The organism is Aquimarina rhodophyticola, from assembly GCF_042434915.1.
GTDB lineage: Bacteria > Bacteroidota > Bacteroidia > Flavobacteriales > Flavobacteriaceae > Aquimarina.
This window is the reverse complement of the sequence record NZ_CP170198.1, coordinates 2,304,846-2,326,198: the sequence shown is the minus strand read 5'-3', so window position 1 is coordinate 2,326,198 and position 21,353 is coordinate 2,304,846. Positions and strand designations below refer to the sequence as shown.

Genomic DNA, 21,353 nt, shown 5'->3' with positions numbered 1-21,353 from the left:
GCTATGGTTAAACCGTAATTTGATTACTTTTTAACTATAATTTATACATTTAATTTTGTAGTCTCAGTTATTTTTATACTTTTGCTCTCCTTATTGCGGGAGTAGCTCAGTTGGTAGAGCGTCAGCCTTCCAAGCTGAATGTCGCCGGTTCGAACCCGGTCTCCCGCTCAAAAAGCATCTTAGAATTAAGATGCTTTTTTTTGATGTGGTTTTTTGACTTTTCATAATATATGGTTTTATATTGTTATATACGTAAAAACTAGGATACTGGTTTTCTTATTTAGAATATAGAAAAGCCAGTTAGTGTGGTTAGTCGTTCTAATGCATACATTCCTAACTCAGAATTTCCTTTAGGATTCAAAGGTGGACTCCAAACCGATACAGTATATTGCCCTGGATGTACTGATGTAATGCCGCCACCAACTCCACTTTTTCCTGGTAGGCCAACTCTAAAACTAAACTCTCCAGCTTCATCATAAAATCCACATGTTTGCATAATTGCATTGATACGTTTGACTCGTTCTGGCGACAAAATTTTTGTGTTATCTGAAAGTTTTTTTCCGCCATTTGCATAGATCATAAAGGCTTGTGATAGTTCACGACACGACATTTCAACTGAACATTGAAACGTATAAAAGTCCAAAATAGTATCTATATCATTATATACATTTCCAAAAGATTTCATAAGATTTAATAAAGAGGCGTTGCGATAACTATTTTTACGCTCCGACTCATATACTGTATAGTTAACGTTTATAGAAGGAGAATCTGAGATTTTTTTTACAAAATTTAGAAATTCTTCTTTCGGATTTTTTAATTTAGAGACCAAAACATCTGCTACAATAAGGGCTCCGGCATTAATAAATGGATTTCTTGGTATACCTTGCTCATACTCTAATTGGACTAAAGAGTTAAAAGGATCACCCGATGGTTCTACATCAACACGTTCAAAAAGTTCATCTCCCAAAATATTCATCGCCATAGATAAAGAAAAGACTTTTGAAATACTTTGTATAGAAAAGCGTTGATCACTAGCTCCAAAAGCGTAATGACCAGAATTAATACAATGCAAATTCATACCTAACTTTGTGGGATCTACTTTTGCTAATTCGGGAATATAAGATGCTACAACACCACTTACAGGTCTTTTTTGAATTTCTGCTTCGATAGTATTCAAAATTGATTGATAATCCATAGTACTTAAAAAATAGTTAATAAAGAGGTTTCTGGATTCATTTCATATGGAGCTTTATTTTTTTCAAAAATTCTAGCACTTAGGTTTCCTTTGAGAAGTATTTCGTTGTCCTTAAGCTGCAACCAGCTACCTTCTCGTAATCCAATTACGGGTGGTGTATTAATAGCATGGAACTCTTTAATCCGTGTTTCTCGAGTTTCTCCTTTATGTTTTGAAGTAAGGTCAGGATCCAAATAATGGGGGTTAATGTTAAAGGGTAAAATCCCTAAGGTTTTAAAACTTGGAGGATAAACAATGGGCATATCATTAGTCGTTTGCATAGTTAATCCGCAAATGTTACTACCAGCACTTGTACCCAGATAAGGAACACCTTCTAGAATTCTACTTCGTAAACTATCTACAACCTTATTACGATATAATTGGTCTACTAATAAAAAAGTGTTACCACCACCAGTAAAAATCCCGTCAGTTTCATCAAAGGCAGTTTTTATTGAATCATATTCATGAATACCGGTAACCTTTATATCAATTTTAGAAAACCATGTGCGGGCTATTTTGGTGTAAGCATCTTGTGATATACCGCCTGGTCTGGCATAGGGTATAAAAAGAATGTGGTTCACGTCTTTGTAGAGGGCTATTAACTCGTTTTTAATGTATTCTAAGTACGTGCTTCCGTGAACCGTAGAAGTACTAGCAATGATGCAATTTTTCATTAAAGTTTTTTAGTAAAGGTAGTTTAACGTTTCGTTATATCTAAATTCAGTTAAAAATATAGAAATTGTATACCAAACCAAGATAAATATTATGAAAAGATTATATGTATTGTACAGTATTATAGTTTTTACGTTTTTAGTTAACATAAATAAGATAAATGCCCAAATTGATGTAAGAACTCTTGTTTCTGGTCAAATTAGTGTTCCAATAGGTGATAATAGTGAGGGGATTACAATTTACAATCGAACCACAAATAAAGGTACTATTACAAATGAAAAAGGTGAATTTACAATTAGGGCGGGAATTAACGATAAAATTGACGTGATTGCCATGCAATATCAAAAGTTTACAGTTATCATTGATAAAGGTACCATTGCTCGCAATCAATTAAAAATAGTGTTACATGAGGCTGTTAACCAATTAGACGAAGTAATTGTATCACCCTATGACTTAGCGGGTAATGTAAGTGTTGATGTAAAGCGAATTCCTATTGAAGAAGGGAATGTAGCTAAGCTAGCTAAGGAGACCTCTGGTAGGATTAACGAATACAATTATAATTTTACACCAGATCAACTAACAACGCCAGAAAATAAATTAGTGTTGGATAATCGTATGAAGAATGGTCTTAATTTTGTAAATCTTTTTAAACTGGTTGTAAAAGATCAGAAAATTGATAAGAAAAATCAAACAATAGAGACTCAAGATCGATTACGAAACTTATATGATGATCAGTTTTTTAAGCGGGAGTTCAATTTAGAATTAGAAGAAATTTCAGGATTTATCAATTTTGCAGAAAAACACGGTCTGGATAATTCTTATTTTGTGGAAGGGAAAGAGTTGGATTTAATAGCTTTCCTAAAGGAGCAGCGTAAGCAGTATACTATTCAAAAATAAAAGGTCTTATATGTTCGATGTTATTTTCAATACTTAGTTTTTAAACAACATGTTGTTTTTTCAAAAAGATCAAGGTTTTCTCGGGATCACCAACTACAGCTTTACACTCTAGATCTAGTTGATAAATTCTCAACAAACCTTTTTGAATTACACTTATGGTACTGATATGTGTTTTATTTTAAAATAATTCTCTTTCCGAAAAGCCTATTTTACCAAACAATGGAAAGATTTTTGTAGCAAAATAAAAAATTGTCTACTTAACTAGCATAAAGACATTACTTTTTTAATATTTGTGGTCTATGAGAAGAATAAGTGTCCTCCTTATCGTTTTGATATGTTGTTCCTCGTTTGATCGCGCCCATAAGTTTTATGTAAGTGTCACTCAGATTGAATATGTGGCATCAAAACAACAGCTTCAGGTGGTAAGTAGATTGTTTATAGATGATGTAGAAAATGTATTGCAAGCTCGTTATGATTCTTCTTTACTTATTTCTTCCAAAAATATGAAGGTTGTCAAGCCAGTTATCTCTAAATATTTCAATAAAAAATTAAATATAGAGGTAAACGATGAGTTAGTTGCGTATAATTTTTTAGGTTTTGAAATAGAAAACGATTTAATTATTTGCTATTTAGAAGTAGTAAATGTTACCGATTTTAAAACTATTACAATCGACAACCAATTATTAATGGATCAATTTAGCGAACAGCAAAATATAGTTCATGTCAAGAAGCAAAATACTCGTAAGAGTTTAATTTTGGAAGACGGAAACCATAAAGCTATGTTAAACTTTAACCATTAAATATTAATTTTTTTGAAAATAATTATTTTGCATTTTTATCAATAATATCAATACCTTTATAATGAAAAGAATACATATTGCATTGTCAATGGTACTTCTTGGCGTCACGCTTAACATGTCGGCACAGGAACAACCGTCTAATGAATCATCCCGTCAACCTGGGCACACGAATCAAAACAAATTTAAACAAATGTATGAGGAGTTTTCTACTCCTAATATGTATCGAACAGCATCAGGTGCGCCGGGATCTGCTTATTACCAACAACAGGCAGATTATGTTATGGACATAGAGCTTGATGATGCAAATAAGAAGCTATCAGGTAAAGAGACTATCACGTATTCTAACAATTCTCCTGATAATTTAGAGTTTTTATGGGTGCAATTGGACCAAAATGTACGTGCAAAGGACTCAAAAACTCCATTGATACAACAAAACCCTCTTGGTATTGCCGATGCTCCAGAACGCTTTGTTGGTACGCATATGCAAGAGCCTTTTGATGGAGGTTTCAATATAGTTGCTGTTAAGGATGCCAGTGGCAAGCCTTTACCCTATACAATTAATCAGACTATGATGCGTGTTGAGATGCCAAAACATCTTAAACCTGGAGCAAAGTTTGTTTTTTCAATAGAGTGGTGGTACAATATAAATGATCACGTAAATGGACGTGGTCGTTCTGGATATGAGGAGTTTGAAGATGGAAATAGAGCCTATGTTATTGCTCAATTTTATCCTAGAATGGCAGTATACAATGATGTAGAAGGATGGCAGAATTCTCAATTCTGGGGTCGCGGAGAGTTTGCCTTACCTTTTGGAAATTTTGAGGTGAACATTACTGTGCCAGCAGATCATATTCTGGATGGGACGGGCAAATTGACAAATCGTAGTGAAGTTTTTACAAAAGACATGATGAGTCGCTTTGAAAAAGCTAAAAAATCATATGATACTCCTGTAATAGTCGTAACACAAAAAGAAGCAGATAAGGCAGCAGCTGGGTTTTCAAAAGAAAAGAAAACCTGGAAGCTCAAAGCTGAAAATGTTAGAGATTTTGGATTTGCTACTTCTAGAAAATTTATTTGGGACATGATGGCTGTCAAAATTGGGAACAAAGATGTTATGGCAGTGTCAATGTATCCAAAAGAAGGAAACCCTTTATGGGAAGATTGGTCTACAAAAGCCGTAGCAAGTACATTAAAATCATACAGCCGCATGACTTTTGATTATCCTTACCATAAGGCTATTTCTGTACACGCTAAAAATCAGGGGATGGAGTATCCAATGATTTGCTGGAATTATGGACGTCCTAATCCAGATGGAACCTATAATGATCGTGTAAAATATGGTATGATGAGTGTAATTATTCATGAAGTAGGACATAATTTCTTTCCTATGATTGTGAATAGTGATGAGCGTCAATGGACTTGGATGGACGAAGGCTTAAACACTTTTGTACAGTATGTGGCAGAACAGGATTTTGGAGAGTGGTATCCAGATGCTATTGCGCCACTTAAAAAGTATCCATCACGTAGAGGTCCTGCAGACAAAATAGTGCCTTACATGAGTGGTGATCAAACATTTTTATCACCCATTATGACTCAATCAAATAATATCCATCAATTTGGACCTAATGCTTACTCTAAGCCAGCAACCGGACTTAATATCCTTAGAGAAACCATTATGGGTCGCGAGTTATTTGACTATTCATTTAGAGTATATTCAAACCGTTGGATGTTTAAACATCCAACGCCAGAAGATTTCTTTAGAACTATGGAAGATGCTTCGGCCGTTGATTTGGATTGGTTTTGGAGAGGTTGGTTTTATACAACTGATTATACCGATATTGGTGTTAAATCGGTTAAGAAATTTTATGTTAGCAATGCGATGAATAATAAAGCTAAAGCTTTTATAAAAGAGAACGGAATCTCAGAAAGTGATCTTGGACCGAGAGTCTATATGGTCGAGGAAGGAACCGAAGAGTTTACAGAAGAGTTGAAGAAAGGAACTATGATAGATAACTCTGAAAGTTTAAAAGCGTATTTGATGGATAACTTTACTCCAGAACAACGCAAAGCAATGAAAACACCTAAGTATTTTTATGAAATTACCTTTGAAAAACCAGGAGGTTTAGTGATGCCACTAATCGTAAAATATACGTATAAGGATGGTACCTCAGAAACGATAACGTATCCAGCGCAAATATGGAGAAAAAATGATGACGAAATTCAGCGAACCTTAGCTACAGACAAAGAGCTTGAGCAAGTTGTAGTAGATCCAAATATGGAAACTGCAGATATCGATGTGTCAAACAATGCATGGCCACAAGATAAACAAATGAATAAATTTGAGCAGTTTAAAGATAAGATGAAGGGCGAATAGAGCTGTCACAATAAATTATATGAACTAAAGCCAACTTTTTATAGTTGGCTTTTTTCTTGCCCATAATTGTTAGTATCTTTGCATCCTATGATGACACCTTTTTTATTTATCAGTGCAACAGAAATTGCTTTTATAGCTTTTGTGTTGGTGATGGTTTTTGGAGCAGATAAAATTCCTGAAATAGCTAGAGGTTTAGGAAAAGGTATGCGTACAATCAAAGATGCTACTAACGATATCAAATCCGAGATAACCAGAAGTGCACAAGATACAGGCCTTGATAAAGATGCGGCAGACGCTGTTACCTCTAACTTTAAGAAAGAAATAGATTCGGTTAAAAAAGATATCGAAGAAATTACGGGTCCGATTAAGAGAAAATTCTAACTCCTTAATAAATCTCACTACACCCTAGATAGCGTATCACGATGACGCCTTGTTTTGATGCATCTATGTGTTAAAGTTTACTTTTCTATATTTTTTAAAAAATACCTAGCTGGCCTTAGTGTCAGTGGGCTACAGCTACTATGCAAGCATAATAAAACAAACGCATATTATGTATAATGCAATTTATGGTTATTAAAAATGATAATAATTTAATACTTTAGTTTAAAATTTACGGAATACTCATTTAATATGATAAATATTTAATTAATGTTCTGTTGTTATTCACAAACTCAAACACTAAAGAAATGAAAAAAATTACATTGGCCATTATTGGATTAATGCTAGGCTTTTCTTGCTCCAACGACAAAGAAATACTGGATCAAGTTGAAACAGAGCAATTAGAAACACAAAAGCTTTTATCAATCAAAGAAGTAAATCGCTATATCGAGGGTGAATTAAAAAGATCGGGTGATGTAAATTGGACAAAAGCCCCTGCAGTTGTACTCTGGAGTGCTGTAGTACACGGAGATGAAATTTTGAGTGTAGGTTACGGTGATAAAGGAGAGAGTTTTTCCGAACAACGCTCCCCACGCCTAAACTCGGTTAAAGAAAACATCTACGCGATCGTTGGTAAACAAGAGGCAGTAAATCGTTCATCTACAGTAGTAAATGAAGATGCAATTCTTAATGTAGTAGATGTTAAAGTAACGCAATTAGAAACCATTGTGGCTTTGCAGCGAGCCAATGATATTAGATACTTGGAGCCTATTGGCTATAGCTCATATTTACAAGAAACTCCAAAACTGGAACGTTCGGGTTCTGGGTGTGCACAAGGAGGAGAGACTATTAATAGTGCAGATTACCGTGTCATTACTCCAAATTCCTGGTTGCCTTGGAACTATGATATACACAAAATTTCTCAGGCATGGAACTACAGTACAGGTGCAGGTATTACAGTGGGGTTAATAGATACAGGCATTTCTGCAAATCAACCCCTCTTAGGAAGCAGTTTTAATGATGGAGTCTCAAATGGACGAACAGTAGAGCGTATAGGGACATTTATTGATTCTCCTTGGTTTTGGGTAAATGATACCGATGGTCCCAATGATAAGTGTGGTCATGGTACATCGATGGCATCTGCTATTGCATCACCACGTAACGATAATTTTATGCCTGTTGGAGTCGCATATAATTGTAACCTAGTAGCCTACCGGGGTACCGAAGATGTAATTCTCAATGATTATCATGAGAGAAAAGGGGTAAGTAATGCACTAACCGCTTTGGGTAATAGAAGCACAGTCAAAATTATCTCGATGTCTGTAGGATACCCATGGTCAATTGGTAATGTAAAAGATGCGGTGAAATATGCGTATAGTAAAGGTAAAATGATTATTGCGGCAGGCGGGACGTCTACAACTTTTACCAATTGGTACGGTGTTATCTTTCCTGCAAGTATGAGTGAAACTGTTGCCGTAACGGGTATTAAGGATAATGGGTATAAATTATGCGATATTTGTCATGATGGTAATAAGATTGATTTTACTATGGTGATGGAGCGATCGGGTGGTTCTCGTAAAAATGTACCTGTTATTGGTTTTAATAATGGTAGTCGTAGTTATGTTGGTGGATCATCTGTAGCTACAGCGATGACAGCTGGTGCTGCAGCTTTGGTATGGGCCACAAACCCTGCCATGACAAGAGCACAGGTACTGGATAAATTAAAAAGAGCTGGCGAATTTTATCCTAATCGCAATGGTGATTTTGGGTATGGTAATATCGATGTATTAAAAGCAGTACAGTAAGTGAAATAAAAATTAAAATTGAGAATAATCAACAAAAAGAGAGGCGCAGCCTCTCTTTTTATGTAACTATAATTTTCGGCTTATTGTCAAACCGTCGCGAATCGGTAAAATCACGGTCTCTACCCGTTCATCCATTGCCAGTAAGCTGTTATAACGTAGTAATGCTTCAGTCGAGAAGTCATCTTTTGCAAGTTTTTCCAGTACTTTTCCGCTCCAGAGGACATTGTCAGACAGTATAATGCCCCCAGGATTCAGTTTGTCAATAATCAATTCAAAATACGTGGGATAGTTCGGCTTATCGGCATCTATAAAAACCAAATCAAATGTTTCGGTGAGCTGCGGAATTATCTTTGTTGCATCTCCAGTATGTTGCGTAATCTGTTTTCCGTAAGGAGATAAATCAAAATACTTTCGCTGAAAATCAACCAATTCTTCATTGGTGTCGATCGTATGCAGCTGTCCGTCAGGCTTCATACCTTCTGCTAGACATAATGCAGAATAGCCAGTATAGGTTCCGATTTCCAATACATTGATAGGGCTAATGATCTTGGATAGCATACTTAATACCCGTCCTTGATAATGACCACTAAGCATACGAGGTTGTAAGATTTTTTGATAGGTTTCTCGCGTTAATTGCTTGAGTAACTCAGGTTCTTTCTCAGAGTGTTGTACTACATAATCATCGAGTGCTTCGGGTATAAAATGCATGTGTTTATTTTTTTTCAAAATTAATTATAAACGCAATACTTAAGAGGCTTTTGGCTTTGGATTTATGAAGAATTGCATATTTTTACTGAAAAACAAGCATGCAGTTTAAGAATACGCTAGAGTTTGCCGAGCAGTTAGATAAAAATGATCCGTTGCGCTCGTATAGAGATCGTTTTTTATTTCCGAAACATAATGGAAATGATGTTATATATTTTACGGGTAATTCACTGGGGTTACAACCAAAAAATGCGCAAGAGTATGTAAATGAAATTATGACTGATTGGAGTGAGATGGCAGTCGAGGGTCATTTTTATGCTGATAAACCATGGTGGGATTACCACGAGCGTCTTGCCGAACCCTTATCCAAAATCGTAGGTGCAAAACCTTCAGAAATCACGGTGATGAATACCTTGACGATTAACTTACATTTATTGATGGTTTCTTTTTACCGACCTACTGCAAAGCGGTATAAAATTATCTGTGAAGAAAAAGCATTTCCCAGTGATCAATATTTATTGCAAAGTCAAGTGCGTTTTCATGGTTATGATCCCAAGGATGCTATTGTCGAAATCAAGAAGCGAGAGGGCGAACACAATTTTAGAACCGAAGATATTTTACAAACGATCAAAGAGGTAGGAGATGCATGTGCCTTGGTTTTTATTGGCGGAGTAAACTACTATACGGGGCAGGTGTTTGATATGGAAACTATTACCAAGGCAGGGCATGAGATCGGTGCTTTTGTAGGTTGGGATTTGGCGCATGCTGCTGGTAATATTGAATTAAAATTGCATGATTGGGATGCAGATTTTGCTGCTTGGTGCAGTTACAAATATATGAATAGCGGACCGGGTAATGCTTCGGGATGTTACATTCATGAGCGTTTTCATAATTCTAAAGAGATTCCGCGGTTTGAGGGCTGGTGGGGAACAAAAAAGGAAGATCGTTTTTTGATGAAACCAGAATTTGAACCCATGCCCAACGCAGATGCATGGCAGGTAAGTAATGCACCCATCTTGGCATTAGCTCCATATTTGGCCTCGCTACAGCTGTTTGAAGAAGTAGGGGTAGAGCCGTTATTTACCAAAAGAGACTTGATCGTGCAGTACTTAGAATTTATACTAAAAGATATTGATGCACAAGTAGCGGGGTCGTTTGAGATTATTACACCATCTGATCCTACCCAACGTGGGACACAGTTATCGGTATTCTTACACGGTTCGGGTAAATCCTTGTTTACCTATTTGATGGACAACGGAGTGGTGACCGATTGGCGAGAACCCAATGTGATTCGATTAGCTCCAGCACCTTTTTACTGTTCGTTTGTCGATATGTACAATTTTGGACAACTGCTTAAAAAAGGAATTGAAGCAACTTCGTAAGTACTATCAAAAGGTAAGGGTTTTGCAATCCTAGATAGGTGCTAAAATGGGGTGAATATATCATCTCTGGGTACAGTAATAGTATGGTAAGGTTCAGCGATATTGCCTTCGGGTACGGAAATATCATCTTGAGGTGCCGAAATGTCATCTTTAAGTACGGAAATAGCATCTTTACCTGCCGCAATGTCGTCTTTGGGTACGGAAATATCATCTTGACCTGCCGCAATGTCGTCTTAGGGTACAGAAATATTATCTTGAGGTGCCGAAATGTCATTTTTAAATGCAGAAATATTGTCTTTATGTAAAGAAATGTTGTCTTTACATACGGAAATATCGTGTTGAGGTATAACAATTTATGTTGTTGATCAAAGTTGTAAGATAGGGTGGGAAGAAGTGATATTGTAGGAAGAAGTTATAAATTTTATGTAGCTTAGTGATCTTAAAACCCATTACCAACCCCACTTAGAATCTTTAAGGTAGTGCTTGTAAAAGAGAAATATAGTTACCAAAGGTGACTATATAACATTGTTGTGCATCATTAGGTAAAACGAAAAAAACAATCATAAATGAGTAATGCTATTGAGGAATTATCCAAATTAAATTTTAATGGAGTAAAATGGATAAGTCAATTAAAGAATCAATTGTGCTTAAATGCAACTATAACACAAAATGATATTGATTCAGCATTTCAAGATATTCATTCAAATGAGGTTATTGATGATGTAGAAATTAATGTGTCTTCTGAAGATATAAGTCATTCAAACAAAAGCCTGTTCCAACTGCGAGAAAATGAAAATATTGGAGGCTTATATGACAATGAAAAAATTGAATTTAGTCCAAACCTTACGATTATTTACGGTAAAAACGGTAGTGGTAAGAGTAGCTATTATAAGATTTTAAAGGATGCTTTTCATAGCAATCAAGCTATTGTAGGCAACATTTATAATGCGAATGATAATGCACCGAATGCTAAAATCGAATTTCGAGATAAGGACTCTCATTTAAAATGGCAGAAGAAAGGAAGTACTAATAATTTTTCTGATAACGCAGAAATTATCAATTGGACTGCTGGTTCTAGGAATAGTTCACTTGTTAAATTTTGTGATGGAGAAATTCTAAGCTCTTCACTTTCAAAAAGAGATACTGGCTGGAGCATTGATAGATATAAGTTGGAATACTACGAGAAGTTTCGAAATGCTATAGAGCAAGTTGAGTCCAAGGTTAGCTCACAGCTTTCTGAGTTAGATTCAGACTTTGAAGGAAAGCTCAACATTATCATTAGTGGACTGAAACTATCTAAAGAAAACTCTATCAAAGCTTTTTTAACTAATAATAAAGCTGACAAAAAATTAATCTTAGAGAAATGCAAAGAGTTACATACGGTTGAACTCTCTTCTGAAGATATTGAGCAAAAACCAAATTATATTCAGAAATCCAATTTATCAATACAAGAATTATTAGATAAAACTGCGACCTTAGAATCTAAGATTCAAACCCTTGACAAAGTAATTTCATTCACACTTGAAAATACTAATATATATGCTCAATTGGAGCAAATTACAAACAACATTAATAAACTTTCATCATTAAAGGAAAGCGTTGATTATTCTCAATTTGAAAAGTATCAGTTGTTATTTGATCCAAAACTGCATCAAGATGATTATGTATCACTTCTAAAAAAGATTGCGGAAACTGCATTGACTTTTGGTATTGCAAACTACCCTTCGGATGTGGACAAATGCTTTTACTGTAATCAAACATTAGAAGAAGAAAATAAATCTTTGATAAAGAATCTTCATGAACTAATTGACAATGAAGTAAGCACAGAAATTCAAAGGTTATCCAAAACTATTGAGGAGTATGTAAATAGAATTGAAAAATCTACACTAGAACAAACAAAAACTATTGAATTCAGTGATTTCAATCAAGTTTGGGACATTCAAACCAAATCTATTGTTGATTTAAATAGTCTCCAAACGACAGTTAATTCTAACAAAGAACTTTTAAGGCTAAAACAAGAAGTTTCAGGATTAACAAAAGAACCTTCATCAGTATATGATTCATGGGTTGCAAACGAATTGTTATGTCAAATTGTGAAATCTGAAAAGGAAATAATCTCATCTCAAATAAACTCTCTAAAAAAGCAATCAATAGAGATTGAAAAAATTAGAAAGGAAGCTCAAAATGACTTAAATAAAATTGAAGACATTGAGTTTTGTATAGCTCAAAGAGATTTGGTAAAAGCACTTATTGAAACCGTAGAGAACTACCAGAAATACAACCAATCATATTCAAGATTCCAAGGAATTAAATCTAAAGTTTCAAGAGACAAAGGCCGAGTCGAAGGAGATTTAATTAGGAATAATTACGTTTCTAAATTTAATGAAAACCTAGATTATTTTGAATTGGCAAAAAGAGAAAAAATTGTTCGTTCATTTTCTAATCCGAGCGGGTTAAGTAAAATAGACGGAAAAATAGACTCAAACGGACGTAAATTTGAAATATCATCAATTCTCAGCGAAGGAGAAGCTAAAGTTTTTTCTCTTTGTGATTGGCTAACGGAATTAGATTTCGATGATAATGAAATCTTAGTATTTGATGACCCTATCACAAGTTTGGACCAAGTAAATATTTATAAATTGGTTGACAAAATAATCGATTTAAGTAAATCTTATCAAGTAATTGTATTTACTCACAATTTCGAATTTTACCACAGGTTAATACAAAAATCACTAGGTGGCTCTCCGTTACACAAGGGTAAATGTGAAATCTGCAAAAATGAATCCGAACAACAACAATGTATTGGATTCAATTCACAATCTGATTTGACTCATAAGTGTTGTTCCTACTATCAAATTGAACATATACTTCAACCAGGTTCAATAAATGAAGAAGTAATGTTCCTTTCTCTTGATTGGGATAAGAGGATAGAAATATTGAGGTCAAATTTACTCGCTGGGGATATTAGGGAGGCTGATAAGCATATAAGAACGACTATCAATAATTTCTTCGAACGTTTCGTCTTAGGAGATATAAAACGAAAAGTGTATAAGAATAATGATTTAATAAAAGAATGGAGAGACATAAGGGAAATAAGCGAAGCTGATTATGATTTATTAATGGATGTTCATAATAAAATATCTGGAGAAAGTGGAATACATGAAGCTTCTCCAGAAGTACGAACAGCATTAGATGTTAGAGGATACATTAATGAATTTAACAAAATGGTCAGAGGAATAAACAACATGAGAAGCTTTAACAATCCTTCAATGACAAATCGAATTGAGGAAATATTAATATAAAACGAATGCACAATAACTAAGCATTCATGCGGTCGGTACAACCGAGCATAAAGGCCTTGTTGACTAAACCGGGTCGATATTAGTTTGTATGGGAATTGCTAAGTGTTTTTGTAGGTGTAAAAACTTTAAGTCAGAGGTATTAAAGAAAGCGAATTACAAGCAGCTACTTTCACCTAATATATACTCAAAAATAAATATACTGTTGGGTAGTTTCTTAATAAATTTGAATTACCTGTTACAATGTGTTACATTTATAGTCATTTGTAACACGTTGTAACATGAAAATCGAAAAGCCTCCCTTTATTAAAAGTTTAGACTTCAATAAATATATTGAATGTACTAATCAGAATGGAATGAATTCTTTTTTTCAAGAAACGGACAAAAGATATTTTTATTGGTCCGAAATAAAACATCGTCCGAACTTACCTTTCGACAGTCCCAAGAAGGTCTGGGAAATGATTAAAATACATAGATCAATCAGGGCTAAACGATTGAATTTTGGAAATCATAGATTTTTCTATAATCTAACATCATTCATTCAAGAAGATTTACACAATTTTGATTTAAAACTCATAGGAGGTCTACATAAAAATTCAATTACACCTCAAGAACAACAGGAATACTTTAAAAATTCTCTGATAGAAGAAGCTATTGCCTCTTCACAGATTGAAGGAGCAGCTACCACTACTGATGTTGCAAGGAATATGATAAAATCTGGAAGAAATCCAAGAACGGAATCTGAACAGATGATTATTAATAATTTTAGAGCTATTAAAGAAATAGTAGACAGATTGGATGAGGATTTATCCATAGAATTAATATTAGACATTCATCAACTAATGACTGTTAAGACTGATGCTTCAGTTTATGCAGGAACCTTTAGAAACCATCCAATATATGTCAAAGACCATATTGACGGAGAAATTGCTTTTACCGCACCTGATCATTCTGAGGTAAATGAAATGATAGAGCAACTTAGAAACTTTATAAATAAAGAAGATGAGTTTTATCATCCTATTATAAAGGCCTCTATACTTCACTTCATGGTGGGATACATTCATCCTTTTGGCGATGGAAATGGACGAACAGCAAGAGCTCTTTTTTACTGGTATCTAATGAAAAAAGGATATTCTTTACTAAGGCATATTTCCATTTCAAGAGCGATTCTTAATTCACGAACCAGTTATGACAAAGCATTTTTAAAAACGGAGAACGACGACAATGATTTGACATATTTTATAATGTATTCTATGAAAAGTTTGAGGGTGGCTTTTCAAAGTTTAGTAAGCTACCGAGATAAAAAGAGAGAAGAGCGTCAAAAAGCATCTAAAATAACTTTTCAATTAATTCAAAAAGGATTTAACAGACGACAAGCTGATTTGCTTGGTTATTTATTTATTAAACCGCACACAAAAATGACCGTACCAATGTATTCTGAAAGACACAAAATTGTTAGACAGACCGCGAGTAGAGATTTAATAGATTTAGAGCAAAAAGGAATTGTTATAAAAAGTAAAGAAGGAAAAACCATGGTTTATGAATTAGTAGGTATAGAAAAAATAAATAATTATTTAAAGCAATAAAACATTGATTCAAAATACTTTACGTAGATATCAATCTTACTATATTAAAGGTTACCCTGATTTTATGATATAACGACATGTAGCATGAAAACTTTATCGACAATAAATAATCCTCATTAAAAACTATGAACCATATCATCAAAGAAATTACATCGCACGAGACTTTACCCATTCGTCATAAGGTGATGTGGCCAGATAAGCCTTTGGAGTATGTAAAAGTACCCAATGACAACGAAGGAAGGCATTTTGGTTTGTTTATTGACAAAAAGTTGATTTCTATCATCTCTCTGTTCGAAGAGAAAAAGGAGGTTCAGTTTAGGAAGTTTGCTACCTTAGATGTGTTTCAAGGAAAGGGGTATGGCTCTCAATTATTGCGCTTCATAATTGATTTAATAGAAAAAGAAGGTGTGCGTAAGGTATGGTGCAACGCACGTGTGGATAAAGCCGGGTATTATCGCAAATTTGGTCTTAATGAGATAGATAAGCGTTATGAAAAAGGAGGTATTCAATTTGTAATTATGGAAAAATAGTTGTGTAATACAGTTTGATGTGCCTTTTTAACTACTGCATATTGTACTTAGCACATACAAAAATTTCAGAAGTTTTAATTAGTAACGGTAGGAATACGTAATTTTTAATGTCAAGCACTAACAAGAGATTTTCGAACCCTATTATAAAAGATGAAATAGAGATTCTCTATGAATCTGATGAAAAATTGGTATTTAGAACCTATCTACAGGCCGGGGGAGGTCAGTCGGGACTACATTACCACACTAAGATAAACGAGCGATTCAAAATTATGAATGGTGAATTAACGGTTACCGTAAACAAAACCAAAAGTATAGTAAAGCCAAACGATGAGGTAGTTATTAATCCGTTTGATGTGCATCGATTTGAAAATACATCAAACACAGCGGTCATTTTTGAAGTAACCATTACTCCGCCGCTGGAAATAAGAAAAGCATTGCAAACATTTTATGGCTTAGCTAAAGATGGTAAGGTCTACGACAACGGTTTGCCGAGCAATATCTTCTATATGGCCATCGGGTTGCATATGATGGATGCTTACATTCCCAATGTTCCAAGAAGTATGCAACGCTTAGGTATTACAACGCTTGCGCTAATTGGCGAAGCCTTTGGGCTGAAAAAGAAACTGCTCCTGCGATACTGTTCTTAGCTTAGCATACATGCAAAAAATAGCGTGTCACTACAGCGGTGCTAAATATATTTAAGAGCTAACCAAGAGACTACAATAAAATGCTACGCATTGCTACTTTGCGCTTTCCCAATACTTCAAAAACCATAGTTAATGTATCATGTAATGTTTAGAATGCTAATAGAAACTGTAACAATTCACATAGAAATACATCTAATTACTAAACCTATTCCATATGATTACAATTAAAACCGCAGCCATATACATACTTTTCTTTGCCTCTCTACTGCTCACAGGATGCACAAGTCAATCCAAAACTTCAGAAAGCATAACCAAGAATCCAGAAGTGAAACAAGAAACACTTTTTGCTATTCAAAATGTGAATATCATTCCGATGACGGTGGATAATACGGTTATTGAGAATGCCACGATTGTGATTGACAATAAGAAAATCGTTGCTATAAATGAAGCCATTCCGGAAGGAGCAAAAATAATTGATGGGACAAACAAATGGTTACTTCCGGGGCTTATTGATATGCATGTGCATACCAATTCGGATGTCAATTTTAAAGGTAATAAGCCTACCCAAGGAGCTACAGTTTTTATGGACACACAAGAGGTTATGACCACACATGTAGCAAATGGCGTAACGACAATTTTTGAGCTTGGAGCTAGAGTCGAACATTTTGGACAACGAAATGACATTGCAAAAGGAAAAGTAATCGGCCCTCGTATGGCGTTGGCTGCACTTATAAATGGGGGTGACCCAAATGAAGGAGGCAGAACAGTAACGAATGAATCCGATGCACGACAAGCTGTTCGAAGTGCAAAAGCAGAAGGATATAATTTTATTAAGGTATATTCTCAGTTAAACCGAGAATCATTTGCCGCTAGTATTGATGAAGCTGAGAAACAAGGTTTGAAAGTGGTTGGGCATATACCAGACGCGTTCAGGGGGAGAACCGAAGAAGCATTTGTGCCAAATTTTAGTTTAGTAGCCCACGCGGAGGAATTTTCTAAACAGATCAGGAATGAAGATAAAACTATAAAGGAAGCAATAGCTTTTGCTCAAATGGCAAAGAACAATAACACTTGGGTAATTCCTAATCTTATCGCAATTGTAAAAATTAGAGATCAAGTACAATCTCTTGACTCAATTCGATTCATGAAAACCTTAAAATATGTACATCCAATTTTACAGGACAAATGGTTGACTTCTAATAATTATAATAAGCATTCAAGCCCAGAGTTTCTAACCTATTTGGATAGTCTCATTTCTTTTCATAAAAAATTAGTCAAAGCTTTTAAAGAAAAAGGAGTTCCCATGGTAGCAGGAACTGATGCAGGGACATCAGGAATAGTAACAGGTTTTGCCCTTCATGATGAGTTATCTTTATTAGTGAATGCAGGTCTTACTCCCGAAGAAACTCTTGTATCTGCAACTCGATTACCAGCCGAATGGTTGGATATCGATAAAGAAACAGGTACTGTGGAGGTTGGTAAGCATGCAGATCTTATTTTATTAGATAAAAACCCATTAGTAGATATTAATAATACTCGTACGATCAATGGAGTATTTGTCAACGGTACTTGGGTTAGCAAAAAGAAACTGGATACCATGCTCTCAGAACTTGCACAGTACAATGAAAAAAATAAAGAAAATTTTAAGTGGGCAGAACGAAGAGCGTATTAATTTTTAAAAGCAGGTCATATCTTTACGTTAACATTAAACCTTTATTATTATAGAAGTGATCTGTTTAATAGCTTATTTCATTGAGATACAAATAATACGATCGATAATATTGAAGTTTACTGATAGTCCAACGTTCCATACATTAAGCATAAGGTGCAGAAAACCTAGTTTTTTATAAAGATTTTATGAGTCAACCGATGACTAGATCCTTCCAAAACTCTTAATTTTGAACCTATCTTAACAGCAATTTCACACTTTAAATAAAAGATAATACTAGTTATGAGAAAGAATGTATTGGCAATTTTAGTATGTAGTTATTGTATACTTCCAACTATAGTAAGTGCTCAAATTAATGAAGATAAAATGGGTGCTTGGTATATGTATTTTTTTAACACCACCTTTAAAGAAAGTTCTTGGGGGCTTCAAGGAGACATTCAGTATCGTAATCATGATCTGGGAGGTGATCTCGAACAATTATTAGTAAGAGGAGGATTAACGTATGCGCCAAAAAGCGCTGCTATTAAGTTTACTCTTGGATATGGGAATATTACAACAGGAACTTATGGTTCATCTAATGCAACAAGTCAAGAAAGTCGAATCTATCAAGAAGCTTTATTTCCAGTTCGTTTTGGAAAAAGATTCTATACCAATCACAGGTTTAGATTTGAACAGAGATTTGTAGAAAATCAAGATTTTAGAACGCGCTACAGGTACAATTTATTCTTAAACATAGCTTTGAATACCGTAGAAATGAAGAAAAATACATTTTATTTGGCATTGTATAATGAAATTTTTATCAATGGTCAACGCGATATAGGTAATGGAGTTTCGGTTGAAATTTTTGACAGAAATAGGTTTTACGCCGCGGTCGGATATATTATAAAAGAAGGACTAAAGGTACAACTTGGCGTTATGAACCAAACTACAGATAATATTAATAAAAATCAGCTGCAACTAAGCGTACATCATAGTATTTAAAGACTATATTCTAAAGTAAAGTGTGCACTTAAAACTTTAAATGCACACTTTTTTATTTTATAACAATTTACTTTTTCAAGCTTATATTGGTAAAGTATAATTGAAAGGTTTTATCCTCGTTTTGATGAACAGTGGGTATGGTGATACCTTCATAATCTTGTTCATTTTCCCAAGTGGTAATCATTGAAGCTTGGGTACCGTTCTTTGCGCGGTAAACCCATTCCTTAATTTGATAATCATTAGTGTAATAAAAATCATATGCATCTCCTGGGGTATACCCACCACTTTCATTAGCATATGTAAGTGTTAATTGATTAAGTGTATCTTTACCTATAGGTGCTATTTTTTGAGTAGTATAATTTACGGTAGTTCCTTCATCTGTAGCAATATTAAAAGGAGTTAACAGCCAATATATATCATTAACAAAAGCTTGGTCTGTTTTTTGACTACTGCTGTCAACTTTGGATCGGTTATAGGTTAGGGTATCCTTTTGAGAAAGTAAAGTAACTTCATCCTTATCACGGTTCCAATACCAAGATCGCTCAAAATGATTGCCATTGCGATCTACATTAAATGTAAAAGAAAGTTCGCGTATGCTATCCCAATGCTTATAACCATAAGCATTTGCGATTTTTTGAGCCTCTGTAAGTTCTTTAGTAATTTTTACAGTTTCATTTTTTGTAATTGTGGTATCGTTAGAACTACTTTCATCTTGTTTGGTGGTAGTGTTACACGAGATAGCAACGATAACTAGGAGTAAGGTTAAAAAAGATTTCATAGGTGTGTTAGTTTTAAAAAGTAAAAGTACTGAACGCTCTTGATATTATAATCAAGGTGCTCAGTACTTTTTTAATAATTACTACTTAAACTTATATTAGTTTAATGATGTCATTTCTAATAATTTCTTGGCAGCTTTAACTGAGGATTGCGGATTTTGTCCAGTTACCAAATTACCATCAAGAACTATGTATTCATTCCAATCATCTGCTTTTGTATAAATACCACCTTCATTAATCAATTCGGTTTCCAATAAAAAAGGTACTACATCGGTAAGTTGTACAGCTTCTTCTTCAGAATTTGTAAATGAAGTCACTTTTTTTCCTTTTACAAACATAGTCCCGTCTTCATTTTTAATTCCTTTAAGTGCGGCAACACCATGACAAACTAAACCAATAGGTTTTTGCTCACCATCAAAGGCTTTTACAATTTTTGCGATTTCGGGATTATCACCCATATCCCACATAGGGCCGTGTCCACCAGGGAAAAATAATACATCATATTGCTCTGGGTTAACATTTGCGATATTTAGTGTGTCCTTAATAGCTTCGGTAGCAGTACTGTCATCATAAAAACGTCTAGTATGTTCTGTTAACCAATCCTCTTCTTGACTTTTTGGGTCTAACGGTACTGCACCTCCTTTTGGAGAGGCAATGGTTATCGATGCACCCGCATCTATGAAAGTATAATAGGGTCCTGCGAGCTCCTCTAACCAAACTCCAGTTTTTTCTCCAGTATCACCTAAAGTGTCGTGTGATGTCGTTATAAAAAGTACATTTAATTTTTTCATAGTATTTCATTTTGTTTGCTAAACAAATATCGTAAAATACTAAAAGCTAAAGGATTGATCTATGTTATCTTAGCCTGTTAATCTTTGTTAAGATTTACAAATAACATGTATTTTTAAGGTGTTACTAATGCCTTCCTAATTCTGCTGAGACTTTCTGGTTTTATCCCCAAATAATTTGCGATAAGATAATTAGGTATACGCTGTTCGAGATTTGGATACGTTTTTAGAAACTCTGTATAACGTTCGGCACTATTTTTTTCGAGACTTGATAAAATGCGGTGTTGCATCGAGACAAAGGCATTGGTAAGTTTGATTCTAAAAAAACGTTCTAATTTCGGGATTTTATGATACAACGATTCTAAATCACTCTTTTTGATTGCTAGAACCTCTGTGTTCTCGAGACACTCAATTGAGAGTTCGGCACGTTCTTCATTAAAAAAAGCTTTAAAATCACTTATCCACCAATCCTCGATAGCAAATTGTACCACATGTTGATTTTCTTGAGAGTCTGTAGTATAGGCTTTAAGACAGCCTTTGAGAACAAAATACTCACAGGTTACTTTATCACCGGTAGTAATGAGTTTTTGTTTTTTTTCTAATACCATATGTTCAAAGGCTAGAGAAAATTGATGCCACTCATCATCGGTTAAGGTAACATGTGAGAAAATATGATTTTTTAAAATAGCGCTCATGATTTAAGACTCTTTAATTAGATGTGATCTTTTACAAAAATACCAAAATGTATACATCCTTTATTTTATTACTGAAATAAAATGAGTAGAGTTGAAGTAATTGTTTTTAAGAATTTTTTTTAAAAAAATACCTCT

Annotated in this window: 18 protein-coding genes and 1 tRNA gene; 13 read left to right on the top strand and 6 right to left on the bottom strand. The window is 34.4% G+C overall.

All coding sequences use genetic code 11. The features are described from left to right. Positions 1–95: 95 nt before the first annotated feature. Positions 96–168, top strand: a tRNA-Gly gene (locus ACE939_RS10100). Between the two features lie 112 nt (positions 169–280). Here ACE939_RS10100 and ACE939_RS10095 read toward each other — a convergent pair. Next, entirely contained in the window at positions 281–1,195 is a 915-nt protein-coding gene (locus ACE939_RS10095) for a glutaminase (RefSeq protein WP_378185438.1), read from the bottom strand. Positions 1,196–1,200: 5 nt separating this feature from the next. Further along, complete coding sequence (gene pepE, locus ACE939_RS10090) at positions 1,201–1,908, bottom strand: dipeptidase PepE (protein ID WP_378185436.1); 708 nt, start codon at positions 1,906–1,908, stop codon at positions 1,201–1,203. A 91-nt stretch (positions 1,909–1,999) separates the two neighbouring features. Here pepE and ACE939_RS10085 point away from each other — a divergent pair, with 91 nt between their 5' ends. From ACE939_RS10085 to ACE939_RS10065, 5 genes are all read left to right on the top strand, one after another. Beyond that, complete coding sequence (locus ACE939_RS10085; protein ID WP_378185434.1) at positions 2,000–2,803, top strand: carboxypeptidase-like regulatory domain-containing protein; 804 nt, start codon at positions 2,000–2,002, stop codon at positions 2,801–2,803. A gap of 299 nt (positions 2,804–3,102) precedes the next feature. Further along, positions 3,103–3,603: a DUF6702 family protein gene (locus tag ACE939_RS10080; protein ID WP_378185432.1), complete on the top strand. Its 501-nt coding sequence runs from the start codon at positions 3,103–3,105 to the stop codon at positions 3,601–3,603. Positions 3,604–3,664: 61 nt separating this feature from the next. Further along, positions 3,665–5,977, top strand: a complete 2,313-nt coding sequence (locus ACE939_RS10075) for a M1 family metallopeptidase (protein ID WP_378185430.1) — start codon at positions 3,665–3,667, stop codon at positions 5,975–5,977. A gap of 87 nt (positions 5,978–6,064) precedes the next feature. Continuing rightward, positions 6,065–6,358 (top strand): twin-arginine translocase TatA/TatE family subunit, encoded by a 294-nt coding sequence (locus ACE939_RS10070; protein ID WP_378185428.1) that lies wholly within the window; start codon positions 6,065–6,067, stop codon positions 6,356–6,358. 305 nt (positions 6,359–6,663) lie between these two features. Next, complete coding sequence (locus ACE939_RS10065; protein ID WP_378185426.1) at positions 6,664–8,160, top strand: S8 family serine peptidase; 1,497 nt, start codon at positions 6,664–6,666, stop codon at positions 8,158–8,160. A gap of 66 nt (positions 8,161–8,226) precedes the next feature. Here ACE939_RS10065 and ACE939_RS10060 read toward each other — a convergent pair whose 3' ends face one another. Then, positions 8,227–8,868, bottom strand: a complete 642-nt coding sequence (locus ACE939_RS10060) for an O-methyltransferase (protein WP_378185423.1) — start codon at positions 8,866–8,868, stop codon at positions 8,227–8,229. 98 nt (positions 8,869–8,966) lie between these two features. Between ACE939_RS10060 and kynU the strand changes: the two genes are divergently transcribed. The 7 genes from kynU to ACE939_RS10025 all read left to right on the top strand — a co-directional run bounded on the left by kynU (position 8,967) and on the right by ACE939_RS10025 (position 18,959). Then, complete coding sequence (gene kynU, locus ACE939_RS10055; RefSeq protein WP_378185421.1) at positions 8,967–10,247, top strand: kynureninase; 1,281 nt, start codon at positions 8,967–8,969, stop codon at positions 10,245–10,247. 566 nt (positions 10,248–10,813) lie between these two features. After that, positions 10,814–13,549 (top strand): AAA family ATPase, encoded by a 2,736-nt coding sequence (locus ACE939_RS10050; RefSeq protein WP_378185420.1) that lies wholly within the window; start codon positions 10,814–10,816, stop codon positions 13,547–13,549. A 278-nt stretch (positions 13,550–13,827) separates the two neighbouring features. Continuing rightward, complete coding sequence (locus ACE939_RS10045; protein WP_378185418.1) at positions 13,828–15,132, top strand: Fic family protein; 1,305 nt, start codon at positions 13,828–13,830, stop codon at positions 15,130–15,132. A gap of 125 nt (positions 15,133–15,257) precedes the next feature. Next, the gene (locus ACE939_RS10040; protein WP_378185416.1) at positions 15,258–15,662 is read left to right on the top strand and encodes a GNAT family N-acetyltransferase; all 405 of its coding nucleotides are present in this window, start codon (positions 15,258–15,260) and stop codon (positions 15,660–15,662) included. A gap of 107 nt (positions 15,663–15,769) precedes the next feature. Further along, positions 15,770–16,309 (top strand): cupin domain-containing protein, encoded by a 540-nt coding sequence (locus ACE939_RS10035; protein WP_378185414.1) that lies wholly within the window; start codon positions 15,770–15,772, stop codon positions 16,307–16,309. Between the two features lie 214 nt (positions 16,310–16,523). After that, entirely contained in the window at positions 16,524–17,981 is a 1,458-nt protein-coding gene (locus ACE939_RS10030) for an amidohydrolase family protein (protein WP_378185412.1), read from the top strand. A gap of 279 nt (positions 17,982–18,260) precedes the next feature. Beyond that, positions 18,261–18,959 (top strand): DUF2490 domain-containing protein, encoded by a 699-nt coding sequence (locus tag ACE939_RS10025; RefSeq protein ID WP_378185410.1) that lies wholly within the window; start codon positions 18,261–18,263, stop codon positions 18,957–18,959. 67 nt (positions 18,960–19,026) lie between these two features. Here ACE939_RS10025 and ACE939_RS10020 read toward each other — a convergent pair whose 3' ends face one another. From ACE939_RS10020 to ACE939_RS10010, 3 genes are all read right to left on the bottom strand, one after another. Further along, positions 19,027–19,737 carry a hypothetical protein gene (locus ACE939_RS10020; protein WP_378185408.1) on the bottom strand — a complete coding sequence of 237 codons (711 nt, stop codon included), beginning with the start codon at positions 19,735–19,737 and terminating at the stop codon, positions 19,027–19,029. 96 nt (positions 19,738–19,833) lie between these two features. Further along, positions 19,834–20,526: a type 1 glutamine amidotransferase domain-containing protein gene (locus tag ACE939_RS10015; RefSeq protein WP_378185407.1), complete on the bottom strand. Its 693-nt coding sequence runs from the start codon at positions 20,524–20,526 to the stop codon at positions 19,834–19,836. Positions 20,527–20,639: 113 nt separating this feature from the next. Continuing rightward, positions 20,640–21,218, bottom strand: coding sequence for a Crp/Fnr family transcriptional regulator (locus ACE939_RS10010; RefSeq protein ID WP_378185405.1), 579 nt, complete (start codon positions 21,216–21,218; stop codon positions 20,640–20,642). Positions 21,219–21,353: the final 135 nt, after the last annotated feature.

Bases quoted from the DNA above. Each gene is read 5' to 3' on its own strand.
- ACE939_RS10095 (WP_378185438.1), bottom strand. From the start codon at position 1,195: ATGGATTATCAATCAATTTTGAATACTATCGAAGCAGAAATTCAAAAA.
- pepE (WP_378185436.1), bottom strand. From the start codon at position 1,908: ATGAAAAATTGCATCATTGCTAGTACTTCTACGGTTCACGGAAGCACG.
- ACE939_RS10085 (WP_378185434.1), top strand. From the start codon at position 2,000: ATGAAAAGATTATATGTATTGTACAGTATTATAGTTTTTACGTTTTTA.
- ACE939_RS10080 (WP_378185432.1), top strand. From the start codon at position 3,103: ATGAGAAGAATAAGTGTCCTCCTTATCGTTTTGATATGTTGTTCCTCG.
- ACE939_RS10075 (WP_378185430.1), top strand. From the start codon at position 3,665: ATGAAAAGAATACATATTGCATTGTCAATGGTACTTCTTGGCGTCACG.
- ACE939_RS10070 (WP_378185428.1), top strand. From the start codon at position 6,065: ATGATGACACCTTTTTTATTTATCAGTGCAACAGAAATTGCTTTTATA.
- ACE939_RS10065 (WP_378185426.1), top strand. From the start codon at position 6,664: ATGAAAAAAATTACATTGGCCATTATTGGATTAATGCTAGGCTTTTCT.
- ACE939_RS10060 (WP_378185423.1), bottom strand. From the start codon at position 8,868: ATGCATTTTATACCCGAAGCACTCGATGATTATGTAGTACAACACTCT.
- kynU (WP_378185421.1), top strand. From the start codon at position 8,967: ATGCAGTTTAAGAATACGCTAGAGTTTGCCGAGCAGTTAGATAAAAAT.
- ACE939_RS10050 (WP_378185420.1), top strand. From the start codon at position 10,814: ATGAGTAATGCTATTGAGGAATTATCCAAATTAAATTTTAATGGAGTA.
- ACE939_RS10045 (WP_378185418.1), top strand. From the start codon at position 13,828: ATGAAAATCGAAAAGCCTCCCTTTATTAAAAGTTTAGACTTCAATAAA.
- ACE939_RS10040 (WP_378185416.1), top strand. From the start codon at position 15,258: ATGAACCATATCATCAAAGAAATTACATCGCACGAGACTTTACCCATT.
- ACE939_RS10035 (WP_378185414.1), top strand. From the start codon at position 15,770: ATGTCAAGCACTAACAAGAGATTTTCGAACCCTATTATAAAAGATGAA.
- ACE939_RS10030 (WP_378185412.1), top strand. From the start codon at position 16,524: ATGATTACAATTAAAACCGCAGCCATATACATACTTTTCTTTGCCTCT.
- ACE939_RS10025 (WP_378185410.1), top strand. From the start codon at position 18,261: ATGAGAAAGAATGTATTGGCAATTTTAGTATGTAGTTATTGTATACTT.
- ACE939_RS10020 (WP_378185408.1), bottom strand. From the start codon at position 19,737: ATGAAATCTTTTTTAACCTTACTCCTAGTTATCGTTGCTATCTCGTGT.
- ACE939_RS10015 (WP_378185407.1), bottom strand. From the start codon at position 20,526: ATGAAAAAATTAAATGTACTTTTTATAACGACATCACACGACACTTTA.
- ACE939_RS10010 (WP_378185405.1), bottom strand. From the start codon at position 21,218: ATGAGCGCTATTTTAAAAAATCATATTTTCTCACATGTTACCTTAACC.